Source organism: Natrarchaeobius halalkaliphilus (genome assembly GCF_003841485.1).
GTDB classification, from domain to species: domain Archaea; phylum Halobacteriota; class Halobacteria; order Halobacteriales; family Natrialbaceae; genus Natrarchaeobius; species Natrarchaeobius halalkaliphilus.
This window is the reverse complement of record NZ_REFY01000003.1, coordinates 224426-238694: the sequence shown is the minus strand read 5'-3', so window position 1 is coordinate 238694 and position 14269 is coordinate 224426. Positions and strand designations below refer to the sequence as shown.

14 protein-coding genes are annotated in these 14269 nt (G+C 61.0%); 7 read left to right on the top strand and 7 right to left on the bottom strand.

All coding sequences use genetic code 11. The features are described 5' to 3' along the window. Window positions 1–31 precede the first annotated feature (31 nt). Window positions 32–517 carry a hypothetical protein gene (locus EA462_RS08115; RefSeq protein ID WP_124178068.1) on the top strand — a complete coding sequence of 162 codons (486 nt, stop codon included), beginning with the start codon at window positions 32–34 and terminating at the stop codon, window positions 515–517. Beyond that, on the top strand, window positions 487–816 hold the full coding sequence (locus EA462_RS08110) for a transcription factor S (RefSeq protein WP_124178067.1): 330 nt from the start codon (window positions 487–489) through the stop codon (window positions 814–816). Before EA462_RS08115 ends, EA462_RS08110 begins: the two co-directional genes overlap by 31 nt. Window positions 817–842: 26 nt before the next feature. On the opposite strand, the gene EA462_RS08105 is transcribed toward EA462_RS08110, so the two are convergent. Further along, complete coding sequence (locus tag EA462_RS08105; RefSeq protein WP_124178066.1) at window positions 843–2225, bottom strand: hypothetical protein; 1383 nt, start codon at window positions 2223–2225, stop codon at window positions 843–845. 297 nt (window positions 2226–2522) lie between these two features. On the opposite strand from EA462_RS08105, the gene dinB reads away from it, so the two are divergent. Then, a complete protein-coding gene (gene dinB / locus EA462_RS08100) occupies window positions 2523–3875 on the top strand; it encodes a DNA polymerase IV (protein ID WP_124178065.1) in 1353 nt (450 codons plus the stop codon). Window positions 3876–4169: 294 nt separating this feature from the next. Then, window positions 4170–5540, top strand: coding sequence for a J domain-containing protein (locus EA462_RS08095; protein WP_124178064.1), 1371 nt, complete (start codon window positions 4170–4172; stop codon window positions 5538–5540). A 46-nt stretch (window positions 5541–5586) separates the two neighbouring features. On the opposite strand, the gene EA462_RS08090 is transcribed toward EA462_RS08095, so the two are convergent. The 4 genes from EA462_RS08090 to EA462_RS08075 all read right to left on the bottom strand — a co-directional run bounded on the left by EA462_RS08090 (window position 5587) and on the right by EA462_RS08075 (window position 9718). Continuing rightward, window positions 5587–6246 carry a uracil-DNA glycosylase family protein gene (locus EA462_RS08090; protein WP_124178063.1) on the bottom strand — a complete coding sequence of 220 codons (660 nt, stop codon included), beginning with the start codon at window positions 6244–6246 and terminating at the stop codon, window positions 5587–5589. A 127-nt stretch (window positions 6247–6373) separates the two neighbouring features. Continuing rightward, the gene (locus tag EA462_RS08085; RefSeq protein ID WP_124178062.1) at window positions 6374–7084 is read right to left on the bottom strand and encodes a helix-turn-helix domain-containing protein; all 711 of its coding nucleotides are present in this window, start codon (window positions 7082–7084) and stop codon (window positions 6374–6376) included. 513 nt (window positions 7085–7597) lie between these two features. Beyond that, window positions 7598–9004 (bottom strand): ATP-binding protein, encoded by a 1407-nt coding sequence (locus tag EA462_RS08080; protein WP_124178061.1) that lies wholly within the window; start codon window positions 9002–9004, stop codon window positions 7598–7600. 372 nt (window positions 9005–9376) lie between these two features. Next, entirely contained in the window at window positions 9377–9718 is a 342-nt protein-coding gene (locus EA462_RS08075; protein ID WP_124178060.1) for a hypothetical protein, read from the bottom strand. Window positions 9719–9810: 92 nt separating this feature from the next. Between EA462_RS08075 and EA462_RS08070 the strand changes: the two genes are divergently transcribed. Both EA462_RS08070 and EA462_RS08065 read left to right on the top strand, forming a co-directional pair. Beyond that, window positions 9811–10125: a hypothetical protein gene (locus EA462_RS08070; protein WP_124178059.1), complete on the top strand. Its 315-nt coding sequence runs from the start codon at window positions 9811–9813 to the stop codon at window positions 10123–10125. Between the two features lie 266 nt (window positions 10126–10391). Further along, the gene (locus EA462_RS08065; RefSeq protein ID WP_124178058.1) at window positions 10392–10928 is read left to right on the top strand and encodes a DUF5815 family protein; all 537 of its coding nucleotides are present in this window, start codon (window positions 10392–10394) and stop codon (window positions 10926–10928) included. 66 nt (window positions 10929–10994) lie between these two features. Here EA462_RS08065 and EA462_RS08060 read toward each other — a convergent pair whose 3' ends face one another. After that, on the bottom strand, window positions 10995–11549 hold the full coding sequence (locus EA462_RS08060) for a hypothetical protein (RefSeq protein WP_124178057.1): 555 nt from the start codon (window positions 11547–11549) through the stop codon (window positions 10995–10997). 109 nt (window positions 11550–11658) lie between these two features. Here EA462_RS08060 and fdhF point away from each other — a divergent pair, with 109 nt between their 5' ends. Further along, window positions 11659–13794 (top strand): formate dehydrogenase subunit alpha, encoded by a 2136-nt coding sequence (gene fdhF / locus EA462_RS08055; RefSeq protein WP_124178056.1) that lies wholly within the window; start codon window positions 11659–11661, stop codon window positions 13792–13794. 13 nt (window positions 13795–13807) lie between these two features. Here the strand turns inward: fdhF and EA462_RS08050 are convergent, their stop codons facing one another. Beyond that, window positions 13808–14239: a universal stress protein gene (locus EA462_RS08050; protein WP_124178055.1), complete on the bottom strand. Its 432-nt coding sequence runs from the start codon at window positions 14237–14239 to the stop codon at window positions 13808–13810. Window positions 14240–14269 lie beyond the last annotated feature (30 nt).

The following is a 14269-nucleotide window of genomic DNA, read 5'->3' as shown; positions in this document are numbered from 1 at the left end:
ACAACAGGTAAGCGAGTCCGTAAACAGGGTAATGGCGAGCGAGGACCATCAGGATGGCGGCGTCTCGTTCGCGCTTCCCCCTGACGTCGACGACTGGATCCGAACGGAAGCCGATCGACGCGGCGAAACGCGCGAAGAGATGTGCCGTCAGATGGTGGTCGCCGCCCACCACGTCTCGGCCGACGACGGACTCGATCCCGGCGCCGAACTCGTCGACCGAAGCGAGATCGAGTTCCTGGAAGGAGCGCTCGATGCACAGCGCGAGGGGTTCATTGATCTCATCGAAGACGTTCGCTCACGCGTCGTCCAGGTCAAACCAGACGACGATAGCGGGGAGTCCGACACGACGATAGCAGATCTTCTCGGGGAGAGGCTTCGACCGCCGTCGTCGGAGTTACACTCGAGCGGCGGACGGACAGAAGAGTCCCGACCGCGCTCGAAGCTAGGACGTGGGGGTTTTTGCGCTCGCAGCCGTAGCGTTCTCCGATGCAGTTCTGTGACGACTGTGGCTCGATGATGAAAGCCAGCGGCGAGCGCATGATCTGTACGAACGACGACTGCGGGGCGTCGACCGAACGGAACCGTGACCGAGAGGACGAGTTCGTCACGACGGAGTCACAGACCGACGGAGACGTGATCGAATCCAGCGAGGACGCCAATTTCGAGGGAAAGCCGAAGGCGTCGGACGTTGTCTGTGACGAGTGTGGCAATCAGGAGGCGTGGTATACGTTGAAACAGACGGCTTCTGCGGACGAACCGCCGACCCGATTCTTCAAGTGCACCGAATGTGGTCACCGGTGGCGAGAGTACAATTGAGTTGACCCTCCGGCTCTCGACGAAGATTAGTCGTCTTCGTCGGCTTCGGTCGCGGCCTTCGCGTAGGCCTCGACGTCGGGAGTTGCGAGCGGATGTCGATCCATGGCCCCGTCCTCGCCGGGGAGCGTTCGCGTTCCGAGGATACCCTCGTCGGCGTCGCTCGTCTCGTCCCACTCCGAGTAGTAGTTCCCCAGTTCGCGCTCTGGATCGTACACGTCGAGTTCCTCGGCCGGGAACGAGGCGAGATCGCCGGTATCGGTCGTAATTCTGACGTCGCCGCCGACGAACGCGTTCAGGTAGATATCGGTCGCCGGCGCGCCATCGATGATGTACCTCGCCCCGGGGACGTCGAACCGGTTCAGCTCGAAGCGATCGATGTGCGATCCGTCCTGGTTCGAGCGGACGGTTCCTCGGATCTCCGATCCGGTGACCGTCGCAGCGTACTCGCTTCTGATGTCGATGGCGAGATTGGAGTCGGGTTTGGGCTCGACGAGACAGTCCTCGACTCTGCCGCCCCCGTTGACGTTGATTCCGCGTCTGATCTCGCATCGACGTAAGAGAACGCTGTTCAGGTTGACCGTCCCGTCGATTACGCTGTCCAGTACGTATCCGTTCCTGCTCTTGAGATCACCATCGAACCGACACTCTCGTCCGGCAATCGACCGGCCGCCGACTTCCCCGTGAAAGCGACAGTCGGTCGGTGAGATCTCGTGGGAGAGGTCATCCATGAAAACCGTCCCGTGTGCAGCCGTCGGGCCGCCAAGCGTCCCCTCAACCGTACAGAAGTGTGCGTTAATCTGTGCCTCACCGTCCTCGTAGGCATCCTCGTCCTCGGTTCGGGCGTACTCGAGATCCGCGGGAATCTCGAGGGCCACGTTCCAGAATTCGGGTGCGCCGTCCTCGGGATCGTAGTGGACGAGGCCCTGGACGATAAACGAAGGCTCGTCCGGAACCAGGATCTCGATAGTGGTCTCATCCGGTGATTCTCCGACGTACGTGTAGCTCCTGGTCAGGATTTCGCCGTCGACCTCGGCGGAGTCGACCGACTGCTGGAGGGTATACGTACCGGGCTCTATACCGATCACGTCGCCGGACTGAAGCGAGTCGTAGGCCTCCTGAAGCGTTTCGTAGTCGGCATCCTGACTCGAGCCGACCAGAAAGTCGGGTTCGGGCGGCTGCGGCCCGTCGTCTTCCGTTTGTTCGTCGTCGTTGGTCTCGTCCTCGCTATCGTCGTCGCTTTCACCTCCGTTCTCGTCTCCGCCGTCGTTTCCGCCGTCGCTTTTGCCGTCGTTTTCGCCGTTACCCTCCGGTTCGTCGTCGAGACACCCTGCGAACCCGGCGACGGCGAGGCCGGATCCGAGAAGAACCGTTCGTCGCCGCAGATCGGTTCCCTTCTGGAGATCGTTCATAACTTCTCGAAATAACGACGCGGTAATAAACTTTGTTCGTCGAGCGCGCCCGGTTCAGTATAAGTAGCCGCTGGAAGTCGACGCACTCGTGATCGAACGACGGCTGTGCGATGGGTGTGTAAATCGATGCTGTACCGTCCACCCATCGACTTCCGGACAGCGACTCGCCGCGATCACGGCCGCCAATAGCGTCAGCACTCCCGTCATCGGTCCGGCCACCGACCACCACGTTCACGACCACGGCACCGTCCGGCTCGTCCGACAGTCTCAACAGCACCAGCCACTAACTCCGAACGAATGGCTCACGGATCGCGATTGCCCGGCGTCGAACGAGCGGACGGCGCCGATCGAATCGTCTGTCACGTCGACGCCGATTGCTTCTATGCGTCGTGCGAGCGGCTTCGCGAGCCGAAACTGCGCGGCGAACCCGTCGTCGTCGGAATGGGATACGAGCCGGGAGACACCGTCGGAGCCGTCGCGACCGCAAGCTACGAAGCTCGAGCGGTCGGCGTCGAAAGCGCACAGGCTATTTCGACGGCGCTCGAGCGGCTTCCGCGGCGGGCTTCCGTCGACCTCGATAGCGACGCCGACTCGAGTTCCGACCTCGAACTCGAGGAAACCGGATACTATCGCCCGGTCGATATGGATTACTACGAGTCCGTCGCGGCCGACGTCCGCGAGATCCTCCACGAGTGTGCCGACGTCGTCCGGGAGGTGAGTATCGACGAGGCCTATCTCGACGTCACGAGTCGAACGGCCTGGGAGGTCGCAGACGGCTTCGCCCGTCACGTCAAAGACCGAGTCCGTCGGGAGGTCGGGCTCACCGTCAGCGTCGGCGTCGCACCGTCGATGAGCGCAGCGAAGATCGCAAGCGACTTCGATAAACCGGACGGACTGACGGTCGTCCAACCCGACGAAGTCCGCGAGTTCCTCACGTCGCTCCCCGTCGAGTTGCTCCACGGCGTCGGTCCCGTAACCGCACGCGAACTCCGGGAGATGGGTCTCGAGACGGCCGGTGACGTCGCGGCGGCGGATCCGGAGCCGCTGGTCGAGCGCTTTGGCGAGCGAGGACGGGAGCTCTTCGACCGTGCACGCGGTGAGGACGACCGGCGCGTCGAGCCGAAGGGAAAGCCAAAGAGCTTTTCGCGAGAAGCCGCCTTCCCGGAGCCAGTCGAAGAGCCGAAACCGAAGTACGACCAGATCGAAACGCTCGCGGCGGCTGTTGCCGATCGGGCTCGCCGCGAGGGTGCGCTGTACCGGACTGTCGGCGTCAAAGCCGTCACGCCGCCGTACGACGTCAACACCCGCGAGCGATCGGTACCCGGTCCCATCGACGATCCCGACCTCGTCGGCCGACTCGCACGCGACCTCTTTACCGAGTTCGACGACAGTCCGGTGCGAAAACTCGGCGTCCGCGTCGCGAACCTCGAGTTCGCATCGGTCGACCAGGCCAGCCTCGATAGCTGGGAGACGGATCGGGACGAACGGACGGCCCTCGGACGGACAGAGGGCGAATCCAGCGCAAGTGGGAACGAACGGACCGATATCGAGGGTGGAGACGAACGGACCGAAGCGGACGACGAAACGACTGCTGGTGTGTTTTTGACGGATCTCCCGGACGACCAGACGTCGCTGTCGGATTTCTGCTAGGTGTCGTACCCAATCCGCGAGCCGCCATCCGCTGCCCGATCCACAGGTAGGAACTGCTGCCGTGTGGTCTGGTTACCGTCTTCCCTGCGCCGAAACGCGAGCTTTTCTCGTTGATTCTCCGTAACCGCGAACCGTCCGCGGTTCGATCGAGTCAACTACAGCAGACCCTGTGAAAGCAGCTCGCGATCGGTTCGACCGGACCCAACGGCCTGCGACACGGCCCGTCTGTCGGACGTAACGATTTTATAAGTCCCCGAGTAGATTGCAGTAGCCCAACAGGGTTTCCGACTCGCTATGACAGCAGATTTCTACGATCTTCTCGAGATCCCTCCCGACGCATCCCCGGACGAGATCAAGGATGCCTATCGCGAGAAGGTCCGCGTGTATCACCCGGACGTCAACGACGACGACCGGGCCCGAGCGCAGTTTACCGCCGTCAAAAAGGCTCACGATATCCTCGGAGACCCGACCGAACGAAAGGCGTACGACCGACTGGGACACCGCGAGTACGTCGCAAAGCGAACCAGTGGAATCCCGTCTCCCGACGTCTGGACGAACACGAGCGAGACGTCGACTGAGAGTGGCGAGCGAAGGGAGTCGACGACACGAACCCGGCCGGGTCGATCCTCGAGCGAGACAGCAGAGGACGAATCGACAGCCGGGACGGGATCGACGACTTCCGACCCGCGATCATCGAGATCGAGGCGCTCTTCGACGGCGGCTTCGACGCGAGGAGCCGTCGGAAGCGACCACGAGGCGACGGCCACGAGGACGGAAGACGTGACGACGAGCGCGACGGGGACTCGAACGACGTCGACCGGTACCAGTGCGACGTCGGCCAGCGGACGCGCGACGGCATCATCCGCCGGAGCCGACTCGACCACGGCCGCCACCGAGGACCACGGTGTCAGCTCCACCGACGGTGGAACCGCTCACGGACACCGTCGTTCCCAGCACTCCCGGCGCTCGGACGCGAGACGAACGGGACGGATCGATGGTCTCGTTCGCTGGTGGCGCCGTCGAAACGTCGCACTACCGGCGATCTGGCTGGCGGTGCTCGTCTACGTCGCCGGGCTCGGTCACGCCGTCTCCGAGAACGAGGCCGCAGTCGACACGCTCCGCGCTGAACTGGCCGCTGTGGGTGGTGACGTCGAGGGTGTTTTGAGCGTTCTCTCGAGCGGCCGGTACGGGCTCGACAGTTCGATCGGTTTCGTCTCGAGCGTCGAACTCGTCCCCCCGTTTCTCGAGTCGGTGCCCTCGACCGCCGTACTCGCCGGGATCGTCGGTGTTGCGTTCGCGGTCGTTCTCTTTGCCCGACTGAGATGGCGAGAGGACACCTGGGGACCGATCACGATCGACGAGACGATCCTGATCGCGCTTGCGGTGACGGTCCCGACGAGCATGGTCGGCGGTCCACTGCTTTCCGGTGCGGTTCTCATGCCGTTTCTGTTCGGCGTCGTCGTCTACCATACGAGGCGCGGTCCCGGTTGGCAGCCGTCGTATCTGTACGTCCTCCCGGTACTCGCCCCTGCCCTCGGATTCGCAGCCGGACTGATCGGCGAGGTATCGCTGGTGTTCGATCTCGTCGCGTTCGTACTGCTGCCGATGATCGGTGCGCTCGGGCTACCGCTTCGTGCGACGATCAGGAAACACATGGGCCGGTGACCGACTCGAGACCGTCCACAGCGAACCGTACGGAATCGACGACGGCTCATCCGATACTCGTCGCAACGCCCTTCGTCTGTCGATAGTCGCTCTCGAGGATCGACTCGAGCTTCGAGACCAGCGCCTCGCGGTCGCCGTCGGTCCACTCGGACGGGTCGCGGATCGGAACGACCATGAACCCCCTTCCACGGACCTCGTTCGCGTGAAGCGTCGGCATGTCGAACTCGAGGCGGTCTCGCTGGGTGGTGTACTCCCGAAGGACGTGGTCGGTCGGTCGCTCTCCGACCGGTAACAGGACGTGTGCGTTGATCGCCCGGAGTTCGGCGTCGAAGAACCGTTCGAGTTCGGCGTACTCCGACTCGGTCGGCTCGTGTCCGTCGGGCAGACAACACATGTGAACGTAGCTCAGGTACAAGTTCTCGAGATCAGGCCGCTCCCGAAAGCCGTGAACGAACTCGAGTTCTCGAAGGACGTCCTGGATCGCCGAACCGGCATCGGTTTCCGTGAACGGAACGCCCGTACGCGTTCCACCGTGGTTACCGGGATAATCCCCGATGACGTGGAAATCGGCGTTGGCGTCGCCGTACCCGAAAACCGCCGTTCGTTCGGTCGGCTCCGTCCGGTCGAACGGCGGACGCAGGCCGAACGGATTGCTCGTCCTGTCAGTGACGTTTCTCACGGATAGGGAAACGCTCCGTGAACCCATAACGGCCACGATTACGTCGAAAGAGTGACCGGCGAAGAGCCGTTTTCGTCCGGCCGATAAATCACCGATTTTTCGAGAATTCGAACGCCGAATTTTCGATTTCTCGAGATCGACGAGGGATGCGCCGCTAGTCCGTCTCGGTCCCGGTCTCGGGCGTCGCCTGTCCGTCAGAGTTCACCGACTTCTGTGTGTCCGTCTCGACGGCCATCGTGGTATCGATCAGGGCAGCGAGCCCGCGTCGAAGCCGCTGTGAGACCGCCGAATCGGAGATTCCGAACCGATCCCCGAGTTCGACGAGCGTGGTCTCTCGAGGAACGTCGAAGTAGCCCGACTCGTAGGCCGCGATCACGAGTTCACGCTGGGCTGCGGTCAGCCCGAACCGTCCGTCACAGTCCGGACTGACCGTTTCGTGAAGCTGAACGAGTTCGATCGAGATGCCACGATCGGCACAGTCCGTATAGAACGTAGAAAGTTCCTCGTATGCGGGGAAACGAAGCCGAAACGACCATCCCTCGTGTGTTCCGACGGCGCTGGTGACGATCGCGTCACCGCGTTCGATCGCCCGTAAAACGCCGTTGATCCGATCGATCCAGTCGATCGACACGAGGACGTGGCCGTTCATCCGATCGACGATCGAGACGGATTCGACGGTGGATGCGGCGTCAATCGCGCCAACGACGCAGTCGGGCTGAGGTGCAGAGATCCAGAGGTACGGGACTGCACCGGTGCTCGTCGGAACCGTCGTCTCCACAGTAAGGGTCGTTTCCGGATCCGCCTCGAGCAAGGTTCCGAACGGGAACTCCGTCGTAGGGACCGAAATCGTCGCGATGACGCTCATCGATCTGTCTCGGAAGGGAGACGGTAAGAACGGGGGGAACCGTTTACGTCTATTCCATCGGCAGATTGAACTCGGGACCGGTCTTGAATAGAGCGATACATAGTGCGTTCGTTCGATACTGTATTCGGCCATGTTCCCAAGAATCGGGAGGTTAGATATCGAAGGAGTTTAAGTATTAGTGGTGGGTTCGTACCGAACATCTCGCCAACTCCCCATCCTACCGCGCCCGGGGCTACTCGACCCTCGTCTAGTGAGGGGATTCCTATTTCTGTGTCGGAACGTACAGGAACGGAGTTCTTGTGTGGCTCGGCAGAACCGCGTCATCTAGAAAACAGCGTACAACGTGCGTTAAACAAATGAACCGTATCCCGGGATCGCGCGGCCACCGATCCACGGGAACTATCCACCATTAGGCCATCTAATGACTATTCTACGCTGAGGCTTGGACTGCAAACAGAACCAGGCGTCGCTTTCACCGCTAACCGCGTGCAAAACGGACTGCTCCCTCCGTTATCAATCGGACAGTGTCTCGACGACATCGTCAACCGTGAAGAGACCGAGGTCGTCGCGCTTCTCGGCTGCTTCCTCCAGTGACGACGCGAACCCGCTTCGACTGAACAGTGCGTATTCGTAGTTCACGTCGCCGTCGGTCGGCGACCACTCGACTTCTGGAGCCTCTTGCTCAAGCTGGGCGAGAACATCGTACCCCATCGGCTGTTGCTGGAACTTCGCTTCCCCGACCAGTAAGGTCCCGTCGTTCGTCGGGGCCACCATATCGATCTCGCGTCCGTCGGTGTCCCACCACCGATCCGGGACTTCCGTGAACCTGTAGACATCCCCGTACTCGTAAAGAACTGCTCGTTGACAGAGACATTCGAACGTCGTACTGACGAAGTCCGGGAGATGGGGTTCGACGAGTTCGTCGTACGCATCCGCCCCAAACACTTCGTACCGGGACGAACGGCCGTGTACGAACCGGAACCAGAACGCGAACAGTTGGTCTCGGATTCGATATCGGCTGTTCCGGCTCCGGGACGGGTCAACGGTAACCGGATACTCCTGCTCGATTATCTGGAGTTCCCGCAGGCGCGAGAGGTAGTAACTCGCGCTGTTGGCGTTGATCCCGGCGGCCTGGATGATCTCGTTTCGCTTATGATTCCCCTCGGCCATCGCTTTCAGAACGGCGAAATACCGATCCACCTCGTCCAGTTCCCGGTACAGAACGTCCTCGGGTTCCTCGTGGAGGCCGCCGTCACGGAGCAGTAGGGTTTCCGTAATGTTCCCCTGTAGTGACTGCGCGTCGTCCACGGCCCTGAGGTACTCCGGTGTTCCCCCGAACACGCCGTACGCGATTACCTGTTCGGCCGGCGCGTAATTCGGGAAGAACTCCATCGCGGCAGCGAACGGGAGCGGGCCGATTTCGAGTTTCCCGTTCGGTCGTTTGGAGATACGGCCGTACAGTGGTGAACTCCCGTCGAGCGCTATCTTGTGTATCATCCCGATTGCCGACCCAGTCAGCACGAAGCTCGCAGCCGTCTCTTCGACGTTGTGGTCCCAGAGCCGCTGGATGAGAGACGGGAGCGCTTCGTTCTCGTCTACGAGGTACGGGAACTCGTCGAGGATCACGATCGCGTCCTGTTCAGCGAGATACGTGAGAACGTTCTCCCAGTCTTTCCGAATTCGGTTGACTCCCGGGAACACCGTTGCAGCATCAGCGATGAAGGAGTCGAGTTGCTGCTCCGTCGTCCCGTGTGCGGCCTGATGATACACGGCGTCATCACGATTTTCGATAGATTTGACGACGAGAGCTGTCTTTCCCATCCGCCGACGCCCGTAGACGACGCTCAATTCCGCAGAATCACTCCCGTACAACTCGTGGAGCCTGTCGAGTTCCTGTTCTCGGTTGACGAAGGCGGGCATACGCTCACCTTCGACTCACCAGCGTATAAAACGTATAGATAGCGTAGCTCAAACTATCGTAGTTTAGACTACGGTAGTTTTAACAACGTAATTCGGAGAGATGGAAGCATGACAGTGAAGAGAACCGCGTCATCTAATCAACGGCGTAAAACGCTCGTTTAACAAATGCCCCCTTTCGGGGGTTGTAACATTCTCGAAACTCTCGATTTTACCGCCGAGAAGATGTCTCAAGCCTCCCCTAGGATCGTCCTCGTAGCTGCGCTCAGAACATTTTTCCGGAATTCAGTTGGTGAGCCACCGATAGTGCATCATTGAGCGACGAGAGCAACAGACCTGACCCTTCGAAGATTCACCACCGGATTTCGGATAGGGTTATTCGCCGACGTTGTTGAGCGCACTATTCAGCTCGAAGAGTTCCCGAACAACGTCGCTATCTGCGACCCGGTATCGGCGTGGGGAGGTGTTCGGGACTTCCTCGATCAACTCGACTTCCAGCAGTAGGTCCGTGTAGTTGCCAACGGTCTGCCGCGTAACGCCCGCGTGTTCCGCGAACTCGGTCTTATTGAACTCCCGGTTGGGCGGAAGATCGAGAAGCGCATCCACGAGAATCGGAATCGCGTCGTGCTGCGTGAGGTGGAGCCACCCGCTGGGGTGGTCCTTGCGGAGTTCCTTTTTCTGTTCGCGGCCGCCTTCCGCGTGCTCCGTACTGCTCATACAGAGTCCAAGCTACGTGAGTTTATAAGCGTTTCCACCACCGTTAACAGCTATTAACAGTATTTATGTAACGGTGGTTCAATAGCCCGGGTATGCAGAAGCCGTCGGTGAAATGCGCCCTCTTGGCGACGATGATTGCGAAACACAAGTGGGGGACACCGATTACGAAGGAAGGCCTCCTTAGCCTCTCAGCCATCGACGGCAACTACCCGACCGCCCGAGATGTCTACGATGACCTTCGAAGTGAACCGTACATTACGTACCGCGGCAATCGGGGGATCGAACTTGATAAGGGCAACTTCGACGGGCTTGCCGACGTTCTCTATCACGAGTGCAATTGGGAGAAATGGGAGATCGACAGTCGGCTCAAACATTACGAAGGGATAGAGGACCACGATTGGGCATAGTTGAGTTGTCAGAACACAGATAACTCTCCGTGTTCGACCTAGACCCGCGTCTTCTGCGGACGATTCCGGACACCACAGACGATTTCCCGTTACAGGTGGTTCGGAACGTCCCACTCCTCCCGAATCGACGCTCGGACACAGCCGCCGTTGTACGCCGCCCGCCGTCGTCATCCATCTCGCTGATCGTTATCGAAACTGATCGCTTTCGGAACGTGATCGTTCCCCGAGTCGTCGCGCTTATGCCTGTCCCGGATGAACGATCGATAATGGTAGAACCCCGCGTACCGGGTTCCGGCACCGATCGCCGTCTCGAGCTCCCCTGTGGTGAGACGATCGATCCACACGAGATCGATCTCGGAATGCGCGAGTACACCTGTTCCTGTGGGACGGCACACGCCGTCGTCACCGACGTTCACCCACCGTCGCGGTTCTTCCCGGAATCGCTCGTCTCCGTGCTTCGAGAAACGATCGAAACCGCAGACGAGTTCGACCAGTTCGGAACGCCACATCTGATGGGCGTCGTCCTCGAGGAGTTCCCCGACCGCACCGCCGTCCACGATGCGAGCGGCGACGGTGCCGTTGGCTACTCGATGGTGTGGATCAGCGACTTCGACGCCCGTCGACTCCACGAGATCGTGGTCGAACTCGTGGTCGAACTCATGGAACACGCGATCAGCCACGCCGAAGACGATCACTCGAGAACGCAGTTCGAATCACAGATGCTCGAGTTCGACGTCAGCGAGTTCGTCGATCAGTACCGAGCACAGCGGGAGTTCGAAACCGAACACGACCGAGCACTCTGACCGGGACGACGAACCGACCGCCTCGTTTCGATCGACGAACTTTCGAACGCCGGGACCCGACCCCGCTCAGTCGGACAGTCGCCAGAGCGCTCGATAGAGCGTCTCGAGGTCGCAATCGAGTTCATCGGCGAGTGATTGGCACTGCTCGAGATAGCGCTGGTACTGCGCGACCGACGGCGGGTCGGGATACGGCTCCGAGAGTTCGCCCGTCGTCGAAAGCACGCTCCACTCGCGAGGACCGACGACAACGTACGCTTCGGGATCGATGAACATCAGAAACGCCGACGCGACGGGGACGTCCACGGCCTCCAGATCGGTGAGTCGGTCGACAGCGACGGCGGCGTCGGGAGCGTCGATGGCGCCGGAAATCGCCGTTCGAACGGCGTCGAAGTCGGTTTCCCAGAACCGTTCTTCTGCGTTCCGGCGCGCTTCGTCGGGATACTCTCCGAGAAAGCGCCGGTAGTACCATCGGACGATCCAGGCCGCATCTCGCCGGCCGTACTCGCCGGACTCGAGCGCGCCGGGTAGCGTCTTGAGGTTCTCGCGTTCGACGACGAACAGCGGTTCCTGCTCGCGGTACTGGCGAGCCTCGGCCGTTACGAGCGAACGCGTCAGCTTCATTGGGGAGAGGTTTCGTCCGGATTCCCGTCAATCTTCGTGCGTGAGAAAGACTGATACACGCGGGAGCCGTGGATATGCCCGATGCGGACCGAGCAGGAGGCCCCAAAATATGACAGGAGAAAAACATGATTCGGTCAAGACGATCTGTCCGTACTGCGGCGTCGGATGTGGTATTCAGGTCAAACAGGGCGACGAACCGGGTGACGTCCAATTTATGCCGTGGGGCGATGCACCGGTCAACGAGGGTCGAATCTGCATCAAAGGCGGCGCGGCGACGGAGGTCGTCGATCACGAAGACCGCTTGACCGAGCCACTCATCAGGGAAGACGGGGAGTTCCGCGAAGCCAGTTGGGACGAGTGCTACGAGTACGTCGTCTCCGAACTCGAGCGGATCCACGACGACTACGGGCCGGACGCGATGGGCTTTTTCGGATCCTCGAAGACGATGAACGAGGAGAACTACCTCCTCCAGAAGATCGCCCGCCGGTACGGTACGAACAACGTCGACAACTGCACGCGGATGTGTCACGCCTCAACCGTCTGGGCGCTCCGAACCAGCCTGGGTGCGGGCGCGATGACCAACAGCATGCACGACCTTCGCGAGGAGGCCGACGTGTTCTGGATCCAGGGGGCGAATCCGGGCGAACAGCATCCCATCGCGAACAGTCAGTACTTCCGTCAGGCCGTCCTCGAGGGAGCGACCGTCATCCAGGTTGACCCCCACGCGAACAAGACGACGCGATCGTTCCAGATCGACGAGACGGACCGACACATGCACCTCCAGCTGGAGCCGGGGACCGACATCCCCCTGCTCAACGTCGTCCTGAAGACGATTCTCGAGAAACACGAAGCGAACCCCGACGCGGGATGGATCGACGAGGAGTTCGTCGAAGAACGGACCGAAGGCTTCGAGCACCTACGAGGGACGCTCGAGGACGTCGACGTCGAGGCGGCCGCCGAGGAGTGTGGCGTTCCGCTCGAGCAGATCGAACTGGCCGCCGAGACGTACGCGATGGCGGACAACGCGGCGATCTTCACCGGGATGGGAATGAGCCAACACCGCTGTGGCGTCGACAACGTCCAGAACGAAATCAACCTGGCGCTCGTGACGGGCAACGTCGGCCGGCCCGGCACCGGCGTCAATCCGCTGCGCGGTCAGAACAACGTCCAGGGAACCTGTGACGTGGGTGCGATGCCCAACGTGCTGCCGGGGTACCAGCTCGTCGACGACGACGAGGCTCGGAAGTCGGTCGAGGACGTCTGGGGATTCGACGTTCCTCCCGAACCGGGACTGACGAACGTCGAAGTCTCCCACGAGTTCGGCAATTCGGTCCGCGGTCTCTACGTTATGGGCGAAAATCCCGTCATGTCCGAACCCGACGCGAACCGCGTCGCAGAACGGATTCAGGACCTCGAGTTCGTGGTCGTCCAGGACATCTTCATGACCGAGACGGCGGAGTACGCCGACGTGATTCTTCCGGCGACGACGTGGGCCGAACGCGCCGGCACCGTCACGAACACGGATCGGCGCGTCCAGCGAATGCGCGGCGTCGAGAAGGTCCACGAAAACACCAAACACGACCTCGAAATCCTTTCGGAGGTCGGTAGTCGGCTGTTCGGACCCGAAGGGTTCGACTTCGACGATCCCGAGGACGTCTTCGAGGAACTTCGCCAGGTCTGTCCGATATATCACGGAATGACCTACGAGTTGCTCGACGAAACGGGACTGCACTGGCCCTGTTACGAACCGGGTGACGAGGGTGATCCGTTCCTCTACGCCGAGGAGTTCGACACCGAAAGCGGGCTCGGTCACATCGAGGGTGTCAGCCACACGCCGCCGGCCGAGACGCCGGACAACGAGTACCCGCTGATCCTGACGACCGCTCGGCTCGAAGAACACTATAACACGGGGACGATGAGTCGGCGATCACCGACCCTCAACAGACAGAGGCCCGAGAACTTCGTCGACGTCCACCCCGCCGACGCCGAACGCTACGGCATCGAGGACGGCGACGAGGTAACCCTCACCTCGAGACGCGGCGAGATTTCGGTCGTCGCACAGGTCACCGACGACATCAAAGAGGGTGTCGTCTGGACGACGCCGCACTTCGCCGCGGCGTCCGCAAATCGCCTCACCAACGACGTTCTCGACGAGCGAGCGAAGATCCCCGAGTACAAGGCTGCCGCAGCAGAAATCGAGGTCGGTCTCGAGTCGACGTCAGCCGAGCGTTCAGCGGACGACTGACCGTCGAACCAGATCAGTCGTCAGTCATGACGGCCGTCACGGACGTCTCGGCGTTGAGTAACACCGATTGCGTGACGCTGCCAAAGAGCACCTTTCCCGCCGGTGTGCGCTTTCGTCCCGACATGACGATCTGATCTGCACCGATCTCCGCGGCGACCGTGATGATCCCCTCCGCAGGATCGGTGTGTTCTCGTCGCGTCTCCACGACGAATCCGTCGTCTTCCAGGTGCCGTTTCACTGCATCGATGGCGGGTGGAAAGTCCGTTTCGTCGTACCAGTCTTCGGAGCGTGCGTTCCCGTCGCCATCGGACACGTCGAGTTCTTTTTGCACGTTGAGAATCGTCACGTGAACGTCGCCGGGAGGGCCGGGTAACGACCTAACGACGTTCGCCGCATCGATCGCGCGGTCTTCGTTCGAATCGACCGGAAGCAACACCTGGTACATGCTCGCTATTCTGGTCCCAGAGATACAAAA